19 protein-coding genes are annotated in these 22,801 nt (G+C 61.6%); 5 read left to right on the top strand and 14 right to left on the bottom strand.

The genetic code is table 11. The features are described 5' to 3' along the window. Positions 1 to 369 precede the first annotated feature (369 nt). A complete protein-coding gene (gene lexA, locus MU551_RS21910; RefSeq protein ID WP_247048679.1) occupies positions 370 to 1,119 on the top strand; it encodes a transcriptional repressor LexA in 750 nt (249 codons plus the stop codon). 14 nt (positions 1,120 to 1,133) lie between these two features. Here the strand turns inward: lexA and MU551_RS21905 are convergent, their stop codons facing one another. Then, positions 1,134 to 3,200 (bottom strand): ATP-dependent DNA helicase, encoded by a 2,067-nt coding sequence (locus MU551_RS21905; protein WP_247048678.1) that lies wholly within the window; start codon positions 3,198 to 3,200, stop codon positions 1,134 to 1,136. Then, entirely contained in the window at positions 3,193 to 4,761 is a 1,569-nt protein-coding gene (gene hflX, locus MU551_RS21900) for a GTPase HflX (RefSeq protein WP_247048677.1), read from the bottom strand. The genes MU551_RS21905 and hflX overlap by 8 nt, the downstream gene beginning before the upstream one ends. 579 nt (positions 4,762 to 5,340) lie before the next feature. Between hflX and MU551_RS21895 the strand changes: the two genes are divergently transcribed. Next, positions 5,341 to 5,955, top strand: a complete 615-nt coding sequence (locus tag MU551_RS21895; protein ID WP_247048676.1) for a class I SAM-dependent methyltransferase — start codon at positions 5,341 to 5,343, stop codon at positions 5,953 to 5,955. Here the strand turns inward: MU551_RS21895 and dapF are convergent. From dapF to MU551_RS21865, 6 genes are all read right to left on the bottom strand, one after another. Continuing rightward, on the bottom strand, positions 5,936 to 6,880 hold the full coding sequence (dapF, locus tag MU551_RS21890; protein ID WP_247048675.1) for a diaminopimelate epimerase: 945 nt from the start codon (positions 6,878 to 6,880) through the stop codon (positions 5,936 to 5,938). The two genes, MU551_RS21895 and dapF, sit on opposite strands and share 20 nt — an antisense overlap. Positions 6,881 to 6,983: 103 nt before the next feature. After that, positions 6,984 to 7,919, bottom strand: coding sequence for a tRNA (adenosine(37)-N6)-dimethylallyltransferase MiaA (miaA, locus tag MU551_RS21885; protein ID WP_247048674.1), 936 nt, complete (start codon positions 7,917 to 7,919; stop codon positions 6,984 to 6,986). 3 nt (positions 7,920 to 7,922) lie between these two features. Next, a complete protein-coding gene (gene miaB / locus MU551_RS21880; RefSeq protein ID WP_247048673.1) occupies positions 7,923 to 9,479 on the bottom strand; it encodes a tRNA (N6-isopentenyl adenosine(37)-C2)-methylthiotransferase MiaB in 1,557 nt (518 codons plus the stop codon). Between the two features lie 82 nt (positions 9,480 to 9,561). Then, positions 9,562 to 10,095, bottom strand: coding sequence for a regulatory protein RecX (locus MU551_RS21875; RefSeq protein WP_247048672.1), 534 nt, complete (start codon positions 10,093 to 10,095; stop codon positions 9,562 to 9,564). Continuing rightward, complete coding sequence (recA, locus tag MU551_RS21870) at positions 10,082 to 11,134, bottom strand: recombinase RecA (protein ID WP_247048671.1); 1,053 nt, start codon at positions 11,132 to 11,134, stop codon at positions 10,082 to 10,084. The genes MU551_RS21875 and recA overlap by 14 nt, the downstream gene beginning before the upstream one ends. 186 nt (positions 11,135 to 11,320) lie before the next feature. After that, on the bottom strand, positions 11,321 to 11,545 hold the full coding sequence (locus MU551_RS21865; protein WP_247048670.1) for a DUF3046 domain-containing protein: 225 nt from the start codon (positions 11,543 to 11,545) through the stop codon (positions 11,321 to 11,323). 41 nt (positions 11,546 to 11,586) lie between these two features. Between MU551_RS21865 and MU551_RS21860 the strand changes: the two genes are divergently transcribed. Next, positions 11,587 to 12,117, top strand: a complete 531-nt coding sequence (locus tag MU551_RS21860) for a MarR family winged helix-turn-helix transcriptional regulator (RefSeq protein WP_247048669.1) — start codon at positions 11,587 to 11,589, stop codon at positions 12,115 to 12,117. Between the two features lie 162 nt (positions 12,118 to 12,279). On the opposite strand, the gene MU551_RS21855 is transcribed toward MU551_RS21860, so the two are convergent. The 4 genes from MU551_RS21855 to MU551_RS21840 all read right to left on the bottom strand — a co-directional run bounded on the left by MU551_RS21855 (position 12,280) and on the right by MU551_RS21840 (position 16,913). Continuing rightward, the gene (locus MU551_RS21855; protein ID WP_247048668.1) at positions 12,280 to 12,732 is read right to left on the bottom strand and encodes a helix-turn-helix domain-containing protein; all 453 of its coding nucleotides are present in this window, start codon (positions 12,730 to 12,732) and stop codon (positions 12,280 to 12,282) included. Positions 12,733 to 12,885: 153 nt separating this feature from the next. After that, complete coding sequence (locus MU551_RS21850) at positions 12,886 to 13,365, bottom strand: CinA family protein (RefSeq protein WP_247048667.1); 480 nt, start codon at positions 13,363 to 13,365, stop codon at positions 12,886 to 12,888. Beyond that, complete coding sequence (gene pgsA / locus MU551_RS21845) at positions 13,362 to 13,988, bottom strand: CDP-diacylglycerol--glycerol-3-phosphate 3-phosphatidyltransferase (protein ID WP_247048666.1); 627 nt, start codon at positions 13,986 to 13,988, stop codon at positions 13,362 to 13,364. Before pgsA ends, MU551_RS21850 begins: the two co-directional genes overlap by 4 nt. Positions 13,989 to 13,997: 9 nt before the next feature. Continuing rightward, the gene (locus MU551_RS21840) at positions 13,998 to 16,913 is read right to left on the bottom strand and encodes a DNA translocase FtsK (RefSeq protein ID WP_247048665.1); all 2,916 of its coding nucleotides are present in this window, start codon (positions 16,911 to 16,913) and stop codon (positions 13,998 to 14,000) included. Between the two features lie 259 nt (positions 16,914 to 17,172). On the opposite strand from MU551_RS21840, the gene MU551_RS21835 reads away from it, so the two are divergent. Continuing rightward, complete coding sequence (locus MU551_RS21835) at positions 17,173 to 19,065, top strand: anthranilate synthase family protein (protein ID WP_247048664.1); 1,893 nt, start codon at positions 17,173 to 17,175, stop codon at positions 19,063 to 19,065. A 95-nt stretch (positions 19,066 to 19,160) separates the two neighbouring features. Here the strand turns inward: MU551_RS21835 and MU551_RS21830 are convergent, their stop codons facing one another. Then, positions 19,161 to 20,852, bottom strand: a complete 1,692-nt coding sequence (locus MU551_RS21830; protein WP_247048663.1) for a ribonuclease J — start codon at positions 20,850 to 20,852, stop codon at positions 19,161 to 19,163. A gap of 42 nt (positions 20,853 to 20,894) precedes the next feature. After that, positions 20,895 to 21,803 (bottom strand): 4-hydroxy-tetrahydrodipicolinate synthase, encoded by a 909-nt coding sequence (gene dapA / locus MU551_RS21825; protein WP_247048662.1) that lies wholly within the window; start codon positions 21,801 to 21,803, stop codon positions 20,895 to 20,897. A gap of 161 nt (positions 21,804 to 21,964) precedes the next feature. Between dapA and MU551_RS21820 the strand changes: the two genes are divergently transcribed. After that, entirely contained in the window at positions 21,965 to 22,789 is an 825-nt protein-coding gene (locus MU551_RS21820) for an alpha/beta fold hydrolase (RefSeq protein WP_247048661.1), read from the top strand. Positions 22,790 to 22,801 lie beyond the last annotated feature (12 nt).

Below are 22,801 nucleotides of genomic sequence, written 5' to 3'. Positions count from 1 at the left end.
GCTGACATGACCGTCCTCCTGGACCCTACTGTGCTGCCCGTTGTGTTCGTTGATTGCAAGGTATTCATTTGCCAGCGGCCTCCATTTTCGAACGTTTGAACGGAAGTGATGACCGGAATAAGCGAATTAGAAAGCTGACTAGAACACATATTCGAACCTTACTGAGTAAGTTTTAGCATCTATGATCGAACATTGTCGAGACTCACTAGAACAAATGTTTGAAAAACTCCCTTGGCTGGCCTACGTTTGATCAAAGAAAGATTGATCAGGACAACCACATCTGCAGTTGATCAGCAGGGTCTGACATTCAGGCAGAACGTTCCCGGCTGACGCTCAGAAGCCGGGAGAAATGGAAAGGCGTTGGCGAAAATGGCAGCACAAGCCGCGGGCAGCAAGGCCACCCCAAGGGCCTCGCAGAACGCCCGGACGCCCAAGGGCCTCACCCTTCGCCAAAAGAGGATCCTGGAGACCATTCAGCGATCGGTCAATGACAACGGCTACCCCCCGTCCATGCGCGAAATCGGGGACACTGTCGGCCTTGCGAGTCTGTCCAGCGTCACCCATCAGCTGTCGCAGCTGGAGAAACTCGGTTACCTGCGCCGGGATCCGAAGCGCCCGCGGGCCATGGAAGTGTTGATGCCGCTGACCCTGGAAGAAGGCGGAACGGAGCCTTCACGGCCGGAAAAGCCAACCCGGCTCAGGAGCGTGGGCCGTCAACCCGTGACGGAACTCGCCGGCGCAACAGACACAGCCATGGTTCCCCTGGTCGGGCGCATCGCTGCAGGCGGGCCCATTCTCGCCGAACAACTGGTCGAGGAGTTTATGCCGCTCCCCCGTCAGCTCGTTGGCCATGGCGAGTTGTTCATGCTGAAAGTCGCTGGCGACTCCATGATTGATGCCGCGATCTGTGATGGTGACTGGGTGGTTGTGCGCCGGCAGAGCGATGCAGTCAACGGCGATATCGTGGCCGCACTCTTGGACGATGAAGCGACAGTCAAGACGTTCCGCCAGCGGGACGGCCATACCTGGCTGCTGCCACAGAACACGCAGTACGAGCCTATCCTGGGCGATCAGGCCACCATTATGGGCAAAGTGGTCTCGGTCCTGCGATCCATCTAAGTCCTGCCCTGCAACTAACTACTGGCCACCCGCGTTTCCTCGGCCAGCCGTTTGAGTGCCGCCACCGCAATCGTGGGGTCGGTGGTGGGCCAGAACGGCGGAAGGGCAGCGCGCAGGAAGTTGCCGTACCGCTCAGTCGATAACCGTGAGTCCAGCACGGCGACCACGCCCTTGTCCCCCGTTGAACGAATGAGGCGGCCGGCACCCTGGGCAAGCCTGATGGCGGCATGCGTGGCAGAAACAGACATGAAGCCGTTGCCGCCTGCCTTTGCTACCGCACGGGACCGCGCCGTCATGAGGGGATCGTCAGGACGGGGAAAGGGAATCCTGTCGATGACTACGAGACGGCAGGAGCCCCCTGGAACGTCCACTCCTTGCCAAAGGGACATGGTGCCGAAGAGGCAGGTGTCAGGCTCATCCGCAAACTGCCGGACCAGAGCAGTCATAGTTGAATCACCTTGGCAGAGAATGTTCACGTTAAGCCGTGGACGCAGAGCTTCCGCAGCGTCTTCTGCCGCCCGGCGTGAGGAGAACAGGCACAGCGCCCCGCCCCCGGATGCAAGAATCAGCTTTTCGAGCTCGTCGAGGGCCTCGGGTGAGGTGCCTCGGCCCGGCTTCGGCAGGTGACCCGCCACGTACAGAATCCCCTGTTTCGGATAGTCGAAAGGCGAGCCGACGTCGATGCCGGTCCAACTCGGCGCACCAGGTCCTACGAGGCCCAAGCCCCCGGCCGCAGGCTCAAAAGCGGAACCGATCGCGAGGGTCGCAGACGTCAGCACAACGGTGTGTCCCTCAAACAGGCCCTCACGGAGCCGGCCGGCTACGCTCAGCGGTGCGACGTTGATCAAAGCCGGAGAGGTATCGTCCGGTGCGGAGTAACCTTGCTGCGGATCAAAGGTGCTGTTTCGCGAAATCCACACCACCTCGGCGTTTTCACGTGCTGAGACAAGCCGTTCACACAGTTCCAGGATCACCAGGAGGCGTGAACGCGCCAGCTGCCGCCCGCCGTCGGCCGGGGTGGAACTGTCCCCTTTGGAATCGGAGAGCGCCGCACGGCATGCATCGCGGAGCTGGTCCACACAGTCGAGTTGTTCGTCGTTGAGACCGCTGGGCAGCAGTCCGCTGGGAATCCCGGCAATTGCGACTTCCAGGTTGGCAGCGGCAGAGTTGAGGGCGTCAACGGTGATGCCCGTGTGCTTGCGTGCCCCTGAGGCCGCCGCATGGACCATCGCAACGGAGAGCTGCCCGGAGACAGCTCCCGTGACGCGGTCCTGAAGTTCATGGGCCTCGTCCACCACCACAACGTCGTACTCAGGAAGCACCGCCAGGCCCTCGAATGCGCTCACCGCCAGCATGGCGTGGTTAGTGACGACGACGTCGGCCTCTGCCGCGTTTTGACGGGCCAGTTCACTGAAGCATTCGGCTGCCATGGGACACTTCTGCGCCCCGAGGCACTCCATGGACGTGACAGACACCTGCCGCCAGGCCCGGTCCGTCACGCCTGGCATGAGCTCGTCGCGGTCACCGGTGGGGGTCTTTTCTGCCCAGTCCCGCAGCCGGACCACTTCTTTGCCCAGTTGGGACGACGGACCACCCATGGCGGCGGCAAAGTGCGGCACGCTGGTGTCCTCCCCCAAGGAGAACAACTGCCCCTCAGAGGGCTCTTCGGAGGGGAACCCGCCCTCGAGCTTGTGCCGGCAGACGTAGTTGGCGCGGCCCTTGACGAGTGCCACCTTTATGGGCCGGTCCAAGGCCGGGGTTATCGTTTCCAGCAGCCGGGGCAAGTCCCTTCCCACAATTTGAGTCTGCAGGGCCAGTGTGGCGGTAGAGACGAGAGTGGGTTTGTCGCTGACAAGCGAATGGGCGATGAGTGGAATGAGGTACGCGAGAGACTTACCTGTCCCTGTTCCTGCCTGGACAAGCAGGTGGTCGCCGCTGTCTATTGCACGCGCCACCTGCCTGGCCATTTCATGCTGACCGGTGCGGCTCTCGCCGCCCATTCCGGAGACAGCCCGGTCGAGCAGTTCAACCACAAACCGCTCACTGGCCGATGCATTCGCCTCCGGATCCGCTTCAGTCATTGCTGACGAAGGATTCCAGCTCAGCGGCAAGACCTTCGCGGACCATCACCACGGCACGCGTGCCGTGTTCATCATGATCGAGGGTAAGGATCTCCGCATCCGTTTCGTGGAGCTTGCTGATCAGGTCACCCCGGTTATATGGAATGTGCAGTTCCAGCTTGACGCTTGGCCTCGGAATGGATTCACTGATGGCTTTAAGCAGATCGCTGATACCCTGGCCCGTCCTGGCAGAAACCACCACGTGCCGGGGTTCGCGCTGCTTCAGCCGCTCCACCACGAACGGATCCGCAGCGTCCACCTTATTCAGCACGATGATCTCTGGGACCTTCCGTGCATCCACTTCGCTGAAAACCGCACGGACGGCCGCTATCTGGCCTTCCGGATCGGGATGGGACGCGTCCACTACGTGCAGGATGAGGTCGGAATCGGCCACTTCCTCCAGGGTAGAGCGGAACGCCTCCACCAGCTGGGTGGGCAATGAACGCACAAAACCCACGGTGTCCGCCAGCGTGTAGCCCAGCCCATCGGCGGTTTCTGCCTTGCGAACCGTCGGGTCCAGCGTGGCAAACAGCGCGTTCTCCACCAGGACACCGGCGTCGGTCAGCCTGTTCAGGAGCGAAGACTTGCCGGCATTGGTGTACCCGGCAATCGCAACAGATGGAACCGCATTACGACGGCGGTTGGCCCGCTTGGTCTCCCTCGCAGGCTTCATGGCGGCGATTTCCCGCCGCAGTTTTGCCATCCGCGTCCGGATTCGTCGCCGGTCCAATTCGATCTTGGTTTCACCAGGACCGCGCGAACCCATTCCAGCCGCTGCCCCACCCACCTGGCCACCGGCCTGGCGGGACATGGAATCACCCCAACCACGCAGGCGCGGCAACAGGTATTCGAGTTGGGCCAGTTCTACCTGTGCTTTACCTTCGCGGCTCTTGGCGTGCTGGGCGAAAATATCGAGGATGAGCGCGGTACGGTCAATGACCTTGACCTTGACAATGTCTTCAAGGCCACGCCGCTGTGATGGGGCCAATTCGGCGTCGACCACAACGGTGTCCGCCCCCGTGGACATAACGATGTCCTTCAGTTCGAGTGCTTTGCCTGAGCCAAGGAAAGTTCCGGGATCGGGCTTGGCTCTGCGCTGGACGAGACCGTCGAGCACTTCTGAGCCCGCGGTTTCTGCCAGTGCTGCCAGCTCCCGCAAGGAGTTCTCAGCATCTGCCAGGGTTCCTTCTGCCCACAACCCCGCCAGGACCACGCGTTCGAGCCGGAGCTGCCGGTACTCGACTTCGGTAACGTCCTCAAGCTCTGTGGAAAGTCCCGCGGTACGGCGCAGAGCGCGTCGTTCTTCGAGATCCTGCTGATCACCGTCATAGCTGGTGTGCTCGTCGTCGAGCCCTGATATGGCCTGGGCCCTGCCGAAGACAGCCTTACTGTCATCGTCCGCCTTCCGGACATTCCTGGCCGGTACATCCTTGGCGAGAATCCGGTCAATTACAGCCTGGATCTCCTCAGGGGACATATCCTGGGCGGCTGAATCTGGTCCGGTGTTGTGCTGACTGGTCATGGTCTCCTTAAGAGGTTCTACATCTTCAGAATAGTGCCCTTTGCCGGGCTGCGGTGCTGTATTCGCGGTGGGCTGACGGCTGTTGGTCAATTGTTCCTCCAGGTGGCCGCGGCTGCGGTGCCGTGGCGGGCATGGTTTGGGGACGTTGGTGTCTGGGAGCGCCTGCGGAAAGCGGTCGGCTGGCCAGAGTGAATTCCAGTGGGGTTGTCAATCGCCTTGGTTGATCATGATGGACTCCTGTGGATCGGGCGCCCGGTTGACCTGCCAGTTGGATCATTCGTCTTTAGCCGCCACGCGTCGGCCCTTGGACCCTGGATGCTGCCTGGGTGGTGTGGGCCGGGAGTTGTTCGCCTGATGGTTCTTGACTTGAAGCACTGGTGCTGAGCGCGCTAAGCGGAAGGAATTACCTGCATCGCTGCGGACGGGCATTAAGCGGAGCATCAGGCGGGCAATTTATGCCAACGCGTCTGTGCCGGACTGAATGCCGCTACTCAAAGATCAAGAACATGGTTTAAAGCGTAACAGATGGTCCAACCCCCGGTTTCCCATCCAGCTTCGGGCCAACTAATCTGGCCAGTTATGGAGTCCGCACATTATTTCAGCGCCCAGCCGGCAGGGCCGTTCACCCGCAAGCCCCTGACTGTCGAACTTGCCGGTGAAACGCGGAAGCTCCATACGTCGTCAGGGATCTTCAGCCCCGAGGGCATCGACAAGGGAACGGCCGTTCTACTGGCCGAGGTACCTGCGCCCTCACCCCAGGGGAACCTGCTTGATATCGGCTGCGGCTGGGGTCCAATCGCCCTGACAATGGCACTGCGGGCACCACATGCGTCCGTCTACGCCGTGGACGTCAACGAGCGATGCGTGACCCTGACGAACGAAAATGCAGCCGCACTCGGGCTGGAAAATCTCCGGGCCAGCCTGCCGGATGAGGTAGATGCCCGGATCAGCTTCGACACGATCTGGTCAAATCCCCCGATCCGGATCGGTAAGGACGAACTTCATTCGCTACTGCTGCGCTGGCTTCCCCGGCTTGCCCCTGGCGGTTCCGCCTGGCTGGTGGTCCAAAAAAACCTTGGATCTGATTCGCTGCAGCGGTGGTTAGGAGCAGAGCTGGATTCATCCTTCACGGTGACCCGCGAGAGTACCTCGAAGTCCTTCCGGATCCTTAAGGTCAGGAAAGCGTCCCACTAGCAACAATGACGGCGGGACCGCTGAGCTCTACGTGCTCGCGCCCGTCGGGGCCGGGGAAGAACTTCACGCCGACGACGCCGCCTGGAACTGTGACGTTCCACGCATTCGGAGCGCCCTCGCCTGCCCAGTGCCGGATTGCGACTGCTGCTGCGCAGGCGCCGGTCCCGCACGATTGCGTTTCCCCGACGCCCCGCTCGTGAACCCTCATGGTGATGGTCCCTACACCGTCATGGACAAGTGGTTCGGACGGCACCACAAACTCGACGTTGGTGCCGTTGGGCGGGGTGGGATCCACGTGAGGGGCGGTAAACAGCTGCGTTGCCTCGAGCTCGGAAAGCTCTGCGAGGGCAACTACAGTATGCGGATTTCCCATGCTGACGGAGAGAGCAGGCCGCGCCACTTCGAGTCCGCTTGCGCTTACGAGGGAGTCCATGGCCCGGGCTGCCGCGTCCTCGGGGAAGATGAATTCCCAAGGCCCCATGTCCACCGCATATCCGGAACCGCTGCGGACTATCACTTTCACGCCTCCGCGGGTACCGATCGTCAAAGCAGCTCCGTCGTCCAGACGGACAAGTCCCTGGGCGATGAGAAAGTGCACGAAAACACGCACTCCGTTTCCACACATCTCGGACAAGGAGCCATCACCGTTGCGGTAGTCCATGAACCATTCGGCGTCCGGATGTTGGGCCAGCAGGTCCCGGCCTTCAGGAAGGAAACGTGACGGAACAGCGCGGATCAGCCCGTCCCCGCCGATTCCACGGTGGCGGTCGCACAGTTCGACTACCTGTTCAGGCCCCACAGGCCAGGTGCCGGCCGGATCGGCTATCAGGACGAAGTCATTTCCCGTGCCGTGCCCCTTCGAGAACTCCAAGCCGCTCAGGCCCTGATGAGCGTGTGCGGGGGTCTCTTCAAGGGTGTCATTCATGCTCCAAGGTTACCGTCTTGGTCCTGTTCCCCGGAAAACCGTCCGCCGAGGCCCCTTCGCCGGAAACCCGACGTGAAATGCCCTGGAACGTCCGCTGTCAAAGTCATCGGCAGGCGGCTATTGCCCTCTCCAGCAGCGCAGGGTCCTGCCAATCCAGCCAGGCAATCCTGGGATCCGCACGGAACCATGTCAGCTGCCGGCGGGCGAATTGCCTGGTGGCCACAATGGTCTCCTCCGCCGCTTCAGCCACGTCACTGACACCATCGAGTACCTTCAGGAATTGCGCGTACCCGAGGGCACGGGAGGCGGTTTTCCCCTGCCTCAGTCCCCGTGATTCCAGCCGCCCTACCTCCTCCAGGAGGCCGTTCTCCACCATGCCATGGACGCGTTGGGCCAGGCGTGCCCGGAGAACGTCCCTATCCACTTCAAGCCCGATCTGCACCGTGGGCCGGACGTACTCGCGCGTGGGCATGTAGGAACTGAAAGGCCGACCGGTCAACTCATAGACTTCCAAGGCGCGGATGACCCGGCGCGTGTCTCCAAGGCGTGCGGCCGACACGGGGTCCAGGCGTTCGAGGCGGGAGCGCAGGCCGGCCTCCCCCTCGGACGCGGCCTCGTGCTCGAGGCGTCGGCGAATGGCGGGATCGGTACCGGGAAACTCGAGCACATCCAAGGCCGCCCGTAGGTAGAGGCCGGAACCGCCCGCTAGAATAGCCCTCTTTCCGCGCCTATGGATCGCATCGATTACCGCTCTGGCTTGCCGCTGGAAGTCTGAAACACTGGCTTCCTCGGTGACATCGAGGGTATCCAGCAAATGGTGGGGCACTCCCCGGCGTTCTTCCATGCTGATTTTGGCCGTACCGATGTCCATGCCCCGGTAAAACTGCATTGAATCAGCGTTGATGACTTCACCATCAAGTTCGAGGGCCAGCCCCACAGCCAGATCAGACTTGCCGGAGCCAGTCGGCCCCACGACCGCGATCACCGGTGGTGACCCTTCGGCGTGGGCGCTTCCTGCACCGGTGCGGGGGTCTGGCATTCCCTACCGTCCGCGGACGGGAAGGGAGGGCATCCCCAGGGAGACTCCGGTTTTACCCGGTTTCCCTGAAGGGGCGGGCACTCCGCAGGAGTCTGCCTGGGACCTGTCCCAGGCGTCGCCAGCACGTGACCGGCGCAGACTGTAATCCTGGGGTGAGGAAGGGTCAGCGACCAGATGGAAGGAAGCGGCCTCAGTAATAGTGACCGTAACAAGGTCACCAGGCCGGGGAGCTTCTGCGCCTTCGGGAACGGTGAAGTGCACGAGCCGCTGGTCCTGGGAGCGCCCGGAAAGCCGATGGGTCTCCCCTGCCTTTCGTCCGGACTGGGCCGTCACCATCACCTCGACACGCTTGCCAAGCTGCCGCGCGTTCTCTTCAGCCGCGATCCGGTCCTGCAAAGCGGTGAGCCGTTCAAAACGCTCCTGGACAACTGCCTTGGGGAGCTGATCGGGCAGGTCAGCGGCAGGCGTCCCGGGCCTCTTGGAGTATTGGAAGGTGAATGCTGTCGCAAAGCGTGACTTCTCCACGACATCCAGAGTCGCCTGGAAGTCCTCCTCCGTCTCACCGGGGAATCCGACGATGATGTCCGTGGAGATCGCTGCATGGGGAATCTTTTCGCGGACCTTGTCCAGGATTCCAAGGAATTTGGTGGAACGGTAGGACCTCTTCATGTCCTTGAGTACCTTGTCCGACCCAGACTGCAGTGGCATGTGCAGTTGCGGCATAACATTGGGCGTCTCGGCCATGGCATCAATGACGTCGTCCGTGAAGGCTGCGGGGTGCGGACTGGTGAAACGAACCCTCTCCAGCCCATCGATGCTCCCGCAAGCCCTCAGCAGTTTCGAGAACGCTTGCCTGTCTCCGAACTCCACGCCGTAAGAGTTGACGTTCTGGCCAAGGAGGGTCACTTCGATGGCGCCGTCATCAACAAGGGCCTGGATCTCTGCCAGCACGTCGCCCGGCCGGCGGTCCTTCTCCTTGCCTCGGAGTGCGGGCACGATGCAGAACGTGCAGGTGTTGTTGCAGCCTACAGAGATGGAGACCCACCCCGAATAGACGGAGTCGCGTTTGGTGGGCAGCGTGGATGGGAACACGTCGAGGGATTCCAGGATCTCAAGCTGGGCCTCATTATTGTGCCGTGCCCGTTCGAGCAGAGCAGGCAGGGCGCCCACATTGTGAGTGCCAAACACGGCGTCGACCCAGGGAGCTTTTCGGAGAATCGTCTCACGGTCCTTTTGAGCCAGACATCCACCAACAGCAATCTGCATTCCGGGATTGGCTTCCTTGACAGACGCCAGCATGCCCAGGTTTCCGTAGAGCTTGTTGTCAGCGTTCTCCCGCACAGCACAGGTATTGAACACCACAACATCAGCCTGATCCGCCGCAGCCGGAACGTACCCTGCAGACTCAAGCAAGCCTGCCATACGCTCTGAATCGTGAACGTTCATCTGGCAACCGAAGGTGCGAACCTCGTAGGTGCGTGGGCGTGGCGCTTCCGGGGCAAGAGAAGCGGCTGAAGCGGAATGGGTGCCGGCTGCCGGCGAAGGAATGGTCAAACTCACCCATTAAGGGTAACGGTTGAAACGGTTGGCTGCTCGTGGGGGTCTGCGAGAGGCTTTGATCTGTGTCCGGGATTCACAGCGATCACGGATCGCCGGCCGAATCCAGGACCTCCGCGACAATCCTGAAGGCTGCGGACGGGTTGTAGCCCTTCCGTGCCAGCATGGAAGCAAGCCTGCGCGTGGCCTTGTCCCGCTCGCTTCGATCCTCGAACGGGCCGGAACCGCGCAGCTTCCGCATCACGAGTTCGCGCGCAGCGGACTCCTCGGCTTCATCCGTGATCTGCTCGAGCGCCTGGGATGCCGTCTCTGAATCAATGCCCTTCTCCGCAAGCTCCCTCTTCAGGGCGCCGCGTGCCAGTTTTCGTGACTGGGAGCGGCTTCGTACCCAGGCATCAGCAAATTCAGCGTCGTCAACCAGGCGAACCTCTTCGAAGCGGTCAAGAACTGCCTCCGCAACGTCCTCTGGTACGTTCCGTTCGGCGAGTTTCCTGGCCAACTGAAGGCGGCTCTTGGGCGAATTTGTCAGCTGCCTCAGCACTATGGCGCGGGCGACTGATGCCGGATCCGGCTCCGCATCGAGCGCAGCCGGATCCCTGGTGCGGTTAGAAGCCGTCAACGGCCTTGAGCTTCGGTGCGGCTTCGGCTTCTGCTGCGGGCTTCACTCCAACGCCGAGCTTCTCCTTGATGAGCCGTTCCAACTCGGCGGCGAGCTCGGGGTTGTCGCGCAGGAAGCGGCGCGAGTTCTCCATACCCTGACCGAGCTGGTCACCGTCGTAGGTGAACCAGGAACCTGACTTCTTGATGATCCCGTGCTCGACACCCATGTCGATGATGCCGCCCTCACGGGAGATCCCCTGACCGTAGATGATGTCGAACTCCGCGATTTTGAAGGGGGGTGCCATCTTGTTCTTGACGATCTTTGCCTTGGTCCGGTTTCCGACCGAATCCGCGCCTTCTTTCAGCGTCTGGATCCTGCGGACGTCGATACGGATGGAGGCATAGAACTTCAGGGCCTTACCGCCTGTGGTGGTTTCCGGTGACCCGAAGAAGACGCCGATCTTTTCACGCAGCTGGTTAATGAAGATCGCGGTGGTCTTGGTTTGGCTCAAGCGCCCGGTGATCTTCCTGAGTGCCTGGCTCATGAGCCGTGCCTGCAAGCCCACGTGGCTGTCACCCATATCGCCTTCGATTTCCGCACGCGGAACCAAGGCTGCCACGGAGTCAATGACGATGACATCCAGCGAGCCGGAGCCGATCAGCATGTCCATGATTTCGAGCGCCTGCTCTCCGGTGTCCGGCTGGGACACCAGGAGGGCATCTGTATCGACTCCCAGTTTCGCGGCGTACTCGGGGTCGAGGGCGTGCTCGGCGTCGATGAAGGCAGCAATGCCGCCCAGTCGTTGGGCATTAGCTACGGCGTGCAAGGCAACAGTAGTTTTACCTGACGATTCGGGTCCGTAGATTTCCACGACGCGGCCGCGGGGCAGCCCGCCAATTCCCAAGGCCACGTCCAGCGCGATGGAACCGGTGGGGATAACCTCAATCGGCGCCCGGACCTCGTCTCCGAGGCGCATGACGGAGCCTTTGCCGAACTGCTTGTCAATCTGCGCGAGCGCTGCTTCAAGCGCCTTTTCACGATCCGGGGCTGCCGCCATGGTTCACACCTCTAATGCTTTCTCGCTTTGGAGTGGCCTCAGCGGCCGTTTCTTTGTCATCAACGACGCTAATTGCACCCACCGACATTCTGGCCGGGACACCTTGCTTATGTGGATAACACTCTCAAAAAAGCATAGTCCTACCCGAACAGATATTCGAACAAGTGACCGGCGTGTCAGCCGGCGCTAATCGCGACGCGGGCTGATGTCCCTGCCGAGGCGTCGCTCCTGGGGAACATCCTGCAGCTCGCAGATGGCGAGCCATACGGCACGTGGGCTGACGCCAGCAGCCAAGGCCTGGTCCGCCGTTCGTCCACCAACAGCAGCCAGCACCAATGAACTGCTCAGAACCCGCGAGTAGCCGGCGCCAAATTCATCGTCCATGAGCCGCCAAAATTCGCTAATCCGCACCAATAGAGTCTCTCACGGACGCTGACTCTAGAATTGTTGCCATGAGCAACCCAGTTGACAGCCCAGGTTCGCCCGAGGATTTTGCGGGCGCCGACGACGTCGACGCTGCCCTGCAGTCCGTGGAACAGCAATTGAGCCTTTTCTGGCGAAGGGCACGCTCGGTCTCGCAGCAGCTCTCCCGGCAGGTCCACCCCGATATGGAGCCTGCAGCGTACGGCCTTCTGACCATCATCCGGAGGGAAGGACCCATGCGCCTGACCGATCTGGCGTCCTGCGTTGGCGTTGGGAAACCCTCCGTGAGCCGGCAGATTGCCTTTCTCGAGAGCATTGGCCTGATTTTCAAGGAAGCCGATCCTGTGGACGGCCGCGCACAATCCATTCGGCTCACTCCCCGTGGCGAGGAGAAGATGCATCAGGTCCAGGACGCCCGCAATCAGGTGTTCCGGGAACGGTTGGGGGAATGGCCGGTCTCGGAGCTTCAGACTCTGGCCCGGTACATTGCAAAGCTGAACACTACGTACGAGCGGGATGGCTTCCCCAAGGACGAATCAAAAAGGGATCATGTGCAGTAGCGCAGATCCGGCGCAGAGAACGCGGAGCACAACACAAAAACGAAGGGCCCGACGCAACTGCGGCGGGCCCTTCGTTTAGTCAAGCAGTCGATTTGAAGTCATGAGGTCTCGAAGTCAGTCGGGCAATCTCAAGATCCGGGTCACAGCTCAGTCCGGAACGGATCAGCGGGCGCCTGACAGGAGGCCCGTAGTGAGTTCGTCGTTAAGGTCTGTGTTCAGCTCGCGCTCGAGGTCACGGCCATAGCGCTGGGAGAACTCCTGCGGGACGGTGTCCGGAACTGCCACTCCCTCAGCAATGGCCACGCGGTCGCTGACCTCGCGGAGCATGCCGGACAAGGGAACATCCAGGGCCGAGCAGATCGATGAAAGCAGCTCCGAAGAGGCTTCCTTCTGGCCGCGTTCCACTTCGCTCAAGTAGCCGAGCGAAACCCGGGCACTGTGTGAGACTTCGCGGAGGGTACGGCCTTGGCGCTGGCGGACATCGCGAAGGACATCACCAATTTCGTGACGAAGAACAACCATCTTGCGCTCCTTCTGTTCGCTCTTAGCCTGATCGGCGAGGCCCACATCCTTCCAGCGGACAACGCCGTTTACGGATACGGGCTGCTTTACCATCTGTATCGCCTTGCTCCCTCATACTTCAGGTTCACCATTCAGGGGAACCAGTGTGGTCTTTTTATCCTAGGCGCCTCCGCGATCCGGAAGCGACACAATGTAACAACTATTGGGATTCAATTTTTGTTCCCGGCTACTTTACGCCCGGTAGCTTTAGGAAGGAAGCGCTTTCAGCAACTGTTCCAGGGCCGCCGCACACGCCTGCCCACGGATCTCCGCCCGGTTCCCTTGGAAGTCATAGGATGACGCAAAAGATCCTGCCGCAGTGGCGATGCCTATGAACACCCTGCCAACCGCTTGACCATCATGCGGTTCGGGGCCGGCGACGCCGGTACTTGATACTCCGATATCGGCGCCGCAGAGGGTCCGGACACCTGCTGCCATGGCTTCCGCAACCCTGCCATCCACTGAACCGACTTCCGCCAGGAGTTCCGACGATACGCCAAGAACAGCGCTCTTGACCTCGTTCTGGTAGGCCACCACGCCCCCTTGCAGCATGGCTGAGGCCCCGGGGGTATCGGCCAAAACCGCTGCGATCATGCCGGCAGTGATGGATTCACCGGTCGCCACGGTGATGCCGTGTTCCCGGGCCTTCGTGACTGCGGCTTCCGCACTTCTGTGAAGGTTGCTCATGACGCGCTCCCGTCCGGCCGCCGTTTGGAAGGCAGGCCCTGTGCCCGCAGTTTAAGCGCTTCCACGACATACTGCACGCCTGTCCATACAGTGATCGCGACCGCAACAAGCATGACTCCGAGAGCAAGGACTCCCAGCCATGGCGCCAGGGCTGCCAGCGGAATGACGTAGAGGAAGATCGCCAGGGTCTGTACTACGGTTTTCAGCTTCCCGCCACGCGAGGCCGGAATCACACCGTAGCGGATGACGAAGAACCGGAGGGCTGTGATGCCCCACTCGCGGACAAGAATCAGTATGGTGATCCACCATGGCAGTTCGTTCAGGATTGACAGCATCACCAACGCTGATCCGATGAGCAATTTATCCGCGATGGGATCGGCAATTTTTCCGAAGTCGGTTACGAGGCCGCGGCTGCGGGCGATGTCGCCGTCGAGCTTGTCGGTGTAAATCGCGACGGCGAACGCCACCACGGCCGCCCAACGCCAGAAGCCGTGGCTGCTGTTATCGGCGGCAAGGAACCACACGAAGAATGGCACCAACACAATCCGGAGCATGGTCAGGATGTTCGGCAGATTCCAGATTCCCGAGGAGGAACCGGTGCTGTGGGCCTCGGTGCTAGTCACCTTCCTAGGCTACCGTCCGGTGAGCGACCAGGCGTCCTCGGAGCCATCTTCGTCGTCCGGGGTGCCGTCGGCGCCGTCGTAATACTCAACGTTCTGCTTGCGGTTCTCCAGGTCTGAAGCGACGAGGTCTTCTGCATAACCGCCCTGGGCGATGTTGGCATTGGCGTTGTCACTCAGGGCTGCCGTGTGCGAGTCAGGGGTGGCCGGCGCTTCCTGTCCCTTCATTGCTGCCAATACCGGCGCGAGGTCGTCAGGCTTGACCAGGACATCGCGTGCCTTCGATCCCTCCGACGGACCCACCACACCGCGGGACTCCAGCAGGTCCATCAGGCGGCCCGCCTTCGCAAACCCCACCCTGAGTTTGCGCTGGAGCATTGAGGTGGAACCGAATTGGGTGGTCACCACGAGCTCCGTGGCCTGCAGCAGCACCTCGAGGTCATCGCCGATGTCGTCGTCGATCTGCTTCTTGGGGGCCTCGGCGGCGACGTCGTCCCGGTAGGTTGCCTGGAGCTGGCCCTTGACGTGCTCAACAACTTTGTGGATTTCCGATTCGGTCACCCAAGCACCCTGTACGCGCATGGCCTTGGAGGCGCCCATCGGCAGGAAGAGGGCGTCACCCTGACCAATGAGCTTCTCGGCCCCCGGCTGGTCGAGGACCACGCGGGAGTCAGTGACGGAGGAGGTGGCAAAGGCCATTCGGGATGGCACGTTGGCTTTGATCAGGCCGGTGACAACGTCCACGGACGGGCGCTGGGTGGCCAGCACCAGGTGGATTCCCGCGGCACGGGCAAGCTGCGTGATGCGGACGATGGAATCTTCCACATCGCGGGGAGCCACCATCATGAGGTCGGCGAGTTCGTCTACGATCACCAGCAGATACGGATACGGGCGGATGACACGCTTGGAGTCGACGGGCGGGTGGACCTTCCCGGCACGGACTGCTTTGTTGAAGTCGTCAATGTGCTTGAAGCCGTAGTTGGCGAGGTCGTCGTACCGGGCGTCCATCTCGCGGACCACCCACTGCAGGGCTTCCGCCGCCTTCTTCGGATTGGTGATGATGGGTGTGATCAGGTGGGGTACGCCCTCGTAGGCGGTGAGCTCCACGCGCTTGGGGTCCACCATGACCATCCGCACCTCGTCCGGGGTGGCCCGCATCAGGATTGAGGTGATCATGGAGTTGACGAAGGAAGACTTACCCGCGCCGGTGGCACCGGCGACGAGGAGGTGAGGCATCTTCGCGAGGTTCGCGACAACGTAGCCGCCTTCGACGTCCTTGCCAACCCCCATCACCATGGGGTGGTCCGTACGACGGGCATTCTGGCTGCGGAGCACATCACCAAGCGACACCGTCTCGCGGTCGGTGTTGGGGATCTCGATGCCGATCGCCGATTTGCCGGGAATCGGGCTCAGGATGCGCACATCCGAGCTGGCCACAGCGTAGGAGATGTTCTTGGACAGGGCAGTAACGCGCTCCACCTTAGTGCCAGGTGACAACTCAATCTCGTAACGCGTCACAGTGGGTCCGCGGCTGAAGCCGGTGACCTGCGCCTCCACATTGAACTGGTTGAGCGTTTCGGTCAGCGAGGCCACGATGGCGTCGTTGGCTTCAGTGCGCTCCTTGGGAATGGATCCGGGCGTCAGGACATCCGACGACGGCAGGGTATAGGTGACATCCCCGGCCAGCGAAAGCTGCTCCGTACGCTGCGGGATGGGCGTCGGCGGCGGGGCGGGGGCCACAGGATTCGCGGGTACGGGGTTCACCGGAACACCTGACGGCTTCGACGGGGCCGCGTTAAGGGATCCAGCGGCCACCATGCCGGGTGTCACGAGGGGAATGGCCTCGGTGGCGTTCTCCCCGGCCATGTCAGTCCGGGAGCCAAGACCCTGGGCCGCCTTGATCTTTTCGATGGCGATTTCGGCTTGGGTGGGTCGCCGGACCCCGGGCGCGGCCGCCGCGGACCGCTTGTCACCCTTGGAGCCGGGCTCGTCGTCGTCGATGACCGGAGTCTCAAAGGCTTCGTCCCCGACGTAGCCTTCCAGACCGGCGTCGGTGTCCTGGTCTTTGCCGAAGAGCCGCATGCGCTTTTTCTTCTTGGGTGATTCCGCCGCCGAATCGCCGTACAGGTAGCTGCGGTCATGACCGTTCGCGTGATCCCCGGGCTCTTGGAGATCAATGCCCATGAGATGTTCATAAGCGCCCTTGAGCCGGCGTGGAATGGCTCCGAAGGGAGTTGCCGTGACAACAAGCAGGGACGTGAATGCGAGCAGTCCATAGACCATCAGCGGCACGGCGACGTGAATAGCGGCCAAGGGGGACGCCGCCAGGAATCCCAGCATTCCGCCTGCTTGCCGGAGGCCCTCGAAGCCATCCGACACGGTCGGCTGGCCACCTATGATGTGCGCCAGAGCCGACCCGGCGAAGGTCATGATCAGGAAGCCGATGCCGATCCGGTTGTTACCGCGGCTGTCTGCCGGCTGCCGGAACAGACGGACGGCGCAAACCAGCAGCATTAGCGGAAGCAGCAGTGACATCCAGCCAAAGGTCCCGTTGACCACGGCATAGACGGCATCGGGGAACCAGCCCTTCATCCCCCACCAGGCGAACGTTGCGATGAAGACGGCGAGAGCAAAGTTGAAGAGCCCCGCTCCGTCCCTGCGGTCCTCCGGTGCCAGATCGCTGACGTCATGGCCTATGCGGCGAACACCGCCGCCAATGAGGTGGCCGATCCCCAACCAGGCACCGGACAGCATCCGCATGGGCCACGGCTGGTGGGGAACGACGGCGGGCATCTGCCGGGTTCGGGCAGCGGTGCCGCTGGTGGACCGGGCGGTTTTGGGCGCGGAGGAGCCTGTGCCCCGGCCGGAGGCGGTGCCTGATTTGCTGCGGGAGTTTCCTCTAGGCGTGGAGGAAGTACGTGTCGCCATAGCTGCCACGCTACCTGAGGCAGGCCGGAATTCCGCGGATTTCCGGGCCCGGCTGATCCATGTTGCCCGGCGGCCCGAGCTTGCATGGATCCGATCCTGCCACCTACAATCAGCCCATGCGCTTCTCGACCTGCTCCTCTTGGTGGTCCGCCTCCTAGGCGGACAGACGCGCGCACCATTACGCTCACGACCGCCTCGCCAGGCGGTCGTTTTTTTGCGGCACCGGTCGGTGAGGTGGACTCAATTTCAGGGACTGCCAATGACCTCGCTCCTCTCCCGCCTCGTCGAATCCTCCGCCGATGCTTCAACCCCTTTCGCTGTCATCCGGCGCCACGAGTCTGACCTCGTCGACGTCCTTACCGGCGAGATCGTCGATGTGGAAAAGCTGGCAGACATCCCGCTCGACGGGAGTCGGAGCGGGTGTGATGTCCTGGCGCTTGTGCCCTTTCGCCAGGTTAGGGAGCGCGGATTTGCCGCCACAGACGACGGCGCCCCGCTCCGCTGCCTCCTGGTGAAAGAGCGCGACACCGTGACCCTGGATGATGCCCTGGCAGCTCTTCCCGAGGTTGAGGTACCCATCGGCTCTTTGGGATTCGACACCACAGACGAGGACTATGCAGAGATAGTGCGCCGTGTTGTGAGCGAGGAAATCGGGCGAGGCGAAGGCGCCAACTTCGTCATCCGCCGATCGTTCCGGGGCTCCACCTCCGTCTCGCCTGCAACAGCCGTGCTCGCCTGGATGCGTACGCTGCTCCTGTCAGAGCAGGGCGCGTACTGGACCTTCGCCGTCCACTCCCCCGGCCATTCCCTGGTAGGGGCAACCCCCGAGCGGCACGTCTCCGTCAGGGACGGCCTGGTGACGATGAATCCGATTTCAGGAACGTTCCGGCACCCGGCCGAGGGCCCGACGCCTGAAGGCGTCCTGAAGTTCCTGTCCGACGTCAAAGAGAGCGACGAACTCTTTATGGTGGTGGACGAGGAAATGAAGATGATGAGCAGCATTTGCCCGACGGGTGGCCGCATTCTGGGCCCGTACCTGAAGCAAATGTCCAGGCTCAGCCATACGGAGTATTTGCTCGAGGGGCGTACTGATTTGGACCTCCGGGACGTTCTCCGGGCCACAATGTTCGCCCCGACAGTCACCGGGTCCCCTATGGAAAACGCCTGCACCGTTATCCAACGCCATGAACAGGGTGGGCGGGGATACTACTCAGGCGTCCTGGCGTTCTTCGAGTCGCGGACGGATGGCAGTGGTGCCGTTTCCTATGAGCTCGATGCACCGATCCTTATTCGCACCGCCCATCTCGACGGCGATGGACTTGTCACTTTGTCAGCAGGAGCGACTCTTGTTCGGTTGTCCACCCCGGAAGGCGAGGTGGCGGAGACGCACGCAAAGGCGTCGGGGATGCTCGCTGCCCTGGGGCTTATCCCGCAGGCTCCACCGCAGCCGGCAATCAACCTGAACGCCCAGCCAGGAGTTGCTGAAGCGCTCGTGGAGCGGAATCATCAGCTGGCGAGCTTCTGGATCCGCTCCCAAGGATGGGAACAACATCCTCCCTTCGCCGGCACTACAGCCCTGGTCATTGACTGCGAGGACCAGTTCACCGAGATGCTTGCCCACCAGCTGCGCCACTTGGGGCTGCGGACTTCTGTGGCCCGCTGGGATTCGGTGGAAGACATTTTGACGCCGGATCTGGTGGTGTTCGGTCCTGGTCCGGGAGACCCCCGCGACCTCGATAACGTCCGGCTCGAGACGGTGCGCGCTCTCCTGCGTTCCCGGCTGGATCTCGGCAGGCCTTTGCTGGCTGTCTGCCTGAGCCACCAGATTCTGTCGATGCTTGCCGGGCTTCCAGTCGAGGCCTTGCCGACACCACGTCAGGGGGTGCGGCTGCAGACAAATGTGTTCGGGACGGGCGCTGCCCTTGGCTTCTACAACACCTTCAGCCCGGTGGCGGAAGGCGACCAGCTTGTCACCCCAAGGCTCAATCTCGATATCTCGGCAGAGGACGGTTTTGTCGTGGCCCTGAGAGGCGCTGGAGTCGCCTCGATTCAGGGACACTTGGAGTCGGTTCTTTCGTCCGATGGCCTCGCGACACTGGAGTGCCTCGTGGGATACACGTTGGCGAGGGATAGAGCTCCCGTATATGACTGAGCCGGTATAGGACTCAGGCGGAGGATACGAAAAAGACCCGGTTCTCAGAACCGGGTCTTTTCGTACTTGATGGAGCATGAAACGGTGTTCTGAGACTATGCCTCCAGAACCACCGGGATGATCATGGGGCGACGGCGGAGCTTGCGGTTGACCCACGTCCCGACCACGCGGCGGACAACCTGCTGGAGTTGATGGGTTGTGTGATCTGTGTGGTTGAGCACTGCTTCTTCCAGTGCTGCATTGATCCTCGGAATGATGTCATCGAACACAGAGTCGTCCTCGGCAACGCCGCGGGCATGGATTTCCGGCCCGGAGACAACCTTGCCGGTTGCCCGGTTGATGACCGTGATGATGGAGATGAAGCCTTCGTCCCCGAGGACACGGCGGTCTTTCAGATCGGCGTCTGTGATCTCACCGACACTGGAACCGTCGACATAGACGAAGCCAACCTCCACCTGGCCAACAACGTCGGCCCGATGGTCTTTAAGGTCGATTACAGTGCCGTTGTCGGCGAGCAGGATGCTTTCGGCCGGCACTCCCGATTCCTCGGCGATCTTGCCGTTGGCGATCAGGTGCCGGGTTTCGCCGTGCACCGGCATGGCGTTCAGCGGCTCAAGAATGTTGTAGCAATAAAGGAGTTCGCCTGCGGCGGCGTGGCCGGACACGTGGACCTTGGCGTTGCCCTTGTGGATTACGTCGGCACCGAGCTTGAGCAGCCCGTTGATGATGCGGTAGACGGCGTTCTCGTTGCCCGGAATGAGGCTGGACGCCAGGATAACGGTGTCACCCTCGCCCACGATTACCCGGTGGTCTCCGTTGGCCATCCGGGACAATGCAGCCATCGGTTCGCCCTGTGAGCCGGTGGACATAAGGACCACGCGGTTGTCGGGAAGGTTGTCGATGTTCTTGATATCGACGACGACGCCGTCCGGCACGTCCAGGTAGCCAAGTTTCGCGGCAATTGCCATATTGCGGACCATCGAACGGCCCACAAAGGCGACATTGCGGTTATGTTTGACCGCAGCGTCCAGTACCTGCTGCACCCGGTGGATGTGCGATGAGAACGAGGCGACAATGATACGTTTCGTTGCCTGGCCGAAGAGGCGGTCCAGGGTGGGTCCGATTTCCTTTTCAGCGGTGGTGAACCCGGGAACGTCGGCGTTGGTGGAGTCCGACATGAACAGGTCGACACCCTCTTCGCCCAGCTTGGCAAAGTGACGAAGGTCGGTGATCCGGCCGTCCAGGGGCAACTGATCCATCTTGAAATCGCCCGTGTGCAGGACCGTGCCGCCGGCCGTGCGGATGAAGACAGCCAAAGCGTCGGGGATCGAGTGGTTCACGGCCACGAATTCGCATTCGAAGGGGCCGAACTTCTCTACTTGCCCTTCGGTGACAGTGAGGGTGTAGGGCTTGATGCGGTGTTCCTGCAGCTTCGCCTCGATGAGGGCAAGCGTCAGTTGCGATCCGATCAGGGGGATGTCGTTGCGGAGGCGCAGGAGGTAGGGAACCGCACCGATGTGATCCTCGTGGCCATGCGTGAGGACGACAGCGACGATGTCATCCATCCGGTCCTCGATGTAAGAGAAATCGGGCAGGATCAGGTCAACGCCCGGCTGGGTTTCCTCAGGAAAGAGGACACCGCAGTCGACAACGAGGAGCTTGCCGTCGATTTCGAAGACCGCCATGTTGCGGCCGATCTCGCCAAGTCCTCCCAGCGGGACAATACGAAGAGTGCCTTGCGGAAGTTTCGGAGGCGTGACAAGGCCGGGTAGGGCTACTTGGGTCATAATGCACTTCTTTCCAGGCGGAAGAGTGCTGGTCCTAATCCGTCAGGAAAAGACCAGCCCTCCTTGCGCCAAATCCTCGCGGATGGTTTCGATCTCGGCTTCGTCCGGCTCCACGAGGGGCAAACGGACAATCGAGTTGGGCAGGACTCCCTGCCATTTAAGAATTTGTTTGGCCGCGACGGCCCCTTGGACGCGGGTCATTGTTGCGCGCACTACGGGCTCAAGCTCCAAGTGGATCTTGCGCGCAGTTCCCAGGTCGTTGGCGTTGACGGCGTCGATCAGTTCGCGGAAGCGGCGGGTGGCAACGTGGGTGGTGACCCCCACCAGCCCCACGGCGCCCATGGCCATCCAAGGAAGGGTCAGTCCGTCGTCGCCGGAGTAGAAGAGGAGGTCGGTCTCAGCCATAACCCGTGTGGCGGCAGCGAAATCTGCTTTGGCGTCCTTGACGGCGACAATATTCGGGTGCTGGGCAAGACGGATCATGGTTTCGGGCTGGATCGGGATGGAGGACCGGCCCGGGATGTCGTAGACCATGACTGGGACATCGGTAGATGATGCGATTTTCTCGAAGTGGGCGCGGACGCCACCCTGGCTGGGCTTGTTGTAGTAAGGCGTGACGATCAGGAGGCCGTCTACGCCCAAGGCTGCAGCCTGCTGGGAAAGATGCACTGAGTGTGCTGTGTCGTTGGTCCCGGTGCCGGCAATAATAGCGGCGCGGCCTCCGACTGCTTCCTTTACGGCACGGAACATTCCGAGGTTTTCCGCGTCGGTGAGGGTGGAGGTTTCCCCTGTGGTTCCGGTTACCACCAGGCCGTCGCAGCCGTCGTCGACCAGCTTGTTGGCGAGCTCTGCGGCCTGCTTATAGTCGACCTCACCGTCGGAAGTGAAAGGGGTGACCATAGCGGTCAGGAGGGTCCCGAAGCGGTGCGAGCGAATGTCAGAGTCAGCCATAGGAAAAACGTTACCTTGTCTGCAGCGTGTTAGAACAACGGCATCGGGGTGATGAACGTCAAACGCGTTGAGAAGTCAGTACTCTTGTGTCCACTCTTTTGTCACTGCGAAGGGTCCGGAAGAGCTTCTCTTGCCGGCAGCCAGCCTCCTAGACTAGGGCGATGAGGCCGGAAGTCCGCTCGATACGCTTGCGAACCGGGGTGTCGTTGGCGTGCCTGATCGAAGACCGTCAACGCGACAGCAGCGGCGCTGGGAACCTGACTGACACTCCTCTGCTCCTTGTTCATGCCTGGACGGAATCCAGGGGCAGCTTTGATCGCCTGCGTCCGCTGCTAGCGGGGAGGCGCGTGGTGGCCCCGGATCTTCGAGGCCACGGAGATTCCGATAAGACGGAGACCGGCTACTCCCTGCCCGAGGTGGCGGACGATCTTGCCGCTCTTCTGGACGCGCTTGCTCTGCCCAAGGCCGTGGTCATCGGCTCCTCCAGCGGAGGGTATGTCGGCCAGCAGCTTGCCGTTTCGCATCCGGAACGGGTCGCAGCACTTGTGTTGATTGGCTCCCCACTTAGCCTCCATGGCAGGGCTCCTTTTGCCGACGAAGTTGACCAGCTGCCCGATCCTGTACCGGAAAGCTGGGTGCGCGACTCCCTCTCCTGGTTCACGCTGTTTCAGCCCGTTCCCAAGGAATACCTTGAGGACCGGGTCCGCGATGGCAGCAAAGTGCCCGCCCGGATCTGGAAGAGCAGCCTGGCTGGACTCGGTAACGCCGTTCCACCGACGGAGGCTGGAGAAATTCTTGCCCCGACCCTGATTCTCTGGGGCGGAAGAGACGATCTGCTGTCCCGTCAGGATGAGGAAACCTTGGCCCAACGGATTCCGCAGTCACGTCTTCGGATCTACGAAGAAGCGGGGCACGTGCTCCTCTGGGAGAATCCGGAGCAAATTTCCTCTGATGTAAATCGCTTCCTGGCGGACATCCCGGTCTGAGATCCGGGCCTC

Origin of the sequence: Arthrobacter rhizosphaerae, from assembly GCF_023062595.1 — a bacterium.
GTDB lineage: Bacteria > Actinomycetota > Actinomycetes > Actinomycetales > Micrococcaceae > Arthrobacter > Arthrobacter rhizosphaerae.
This window is presented reverse-complemented; position numbering and strand designations above follow the sequence as displayed.

Bases quoted from the DNA above. Each gene is read 5' to 3' on its own strand.
- lexA (WP_247048679.1), top strand. From the start codon at position 370: ATGGCAGCACAAGCCGCGGGCAGCAAGGCCACCCCAAGGGCCTCGCAG.
- MU551_RS21905 (WP_247048678.1), bottom strand. From the start codon at position 3,200: ATGACTGAAGCGGATCCGGAGGCGAATGCATCGGCCAGTGAGCGGTTT.
- hflX (WP_247048677.1), bottom strand. From the start codon at position 4,761: ATGACCAGTCAGCACAACACCGGACCAGATTCAGCCGCCCAGGATATG.
- MU551_RS21895 (WP_247048676.1), top strand. From the start codon at position 5,341: ATGGAGTCCGCACATTATTTCAGCGCCCAGCCGGCAGGGCCGTTCACC.
- dapF (WP_247048675.1), bottom strand. From the start codon at position 6,880: ATGAATGACACCCTTGAAGAGACCCCCGCACACGCTCATCAGGGCCTG.
- miaA (WP_247048674.1), bottom strand. From the start codon at position 7,919: ATGCCAGACCCCCGCACCGGTGCAGGAAGCGCCCACGCCGAAGGGTCA.
- recA (WP_247048671.1), bottom strand. From the start codon at position 11,134: ATGGCGGCAGCCCCGGATCGTGAAAAGGCGCTTGAAGCAGCGCTCGCG.
- MU551_RS21860 (WP_247048669.1), top strand. From the start codon at position 11,587: ATGAGCAACCCAGTTGACAGCCCAGGTTCGCCCGAGGATTTTGCGGGC.
- MU551_RS21855 (WP_247048668.1), bottom strand. From the start codon at position 12,732: ATGGTAAAGCAGCCCGTATCCGTAAACGGCGTTGTCCGCTGGAAGGAT.
- MU551_RS21850 (WP_247048667.1), bottom strand. From the start codon at position 13,365: ATGAGCAACCTTCACAGAAGTGCGGAAGCCGCAGTCACGAAGGCCCGG.
- MU551_RS21840 (WP_247048665.1), bottom strand. From the start codon at position 16,913: ATGGCGACACGTACTTCCTCCACGCCTAGAGGAAACTCCCGCAGCAAA.
- MU551_RS21835 (WP_247048664.1), top strand. From the start codon at position 17,173: ATGACCTCGCTCCTCTCCCGCCTCGTCGAATCCTCCGCCGATGCTTCA.
- MU551_RS21830 (WP_247048663.1), bottom strand. From the start codon at position 20,852: ATGACCCAAGTAGCCCTACCCGGCCTTGTCACGCCTCCGAAACTTCCG.
- dapA (WP_247048662.1), bottom strand. From the start codon at position 21,803: ATGGCTGACTCTGACATTCGCTCGCACCGCTTCGGGACCCTCCTGACC.
- MU551_RS21820 (WP_247048661.1), top strand. From the start codon at position 21,965: ATGAGGCCGGAAGTCCGCTCGATACGCTTGCGAACCGGGGTGTCGTTG.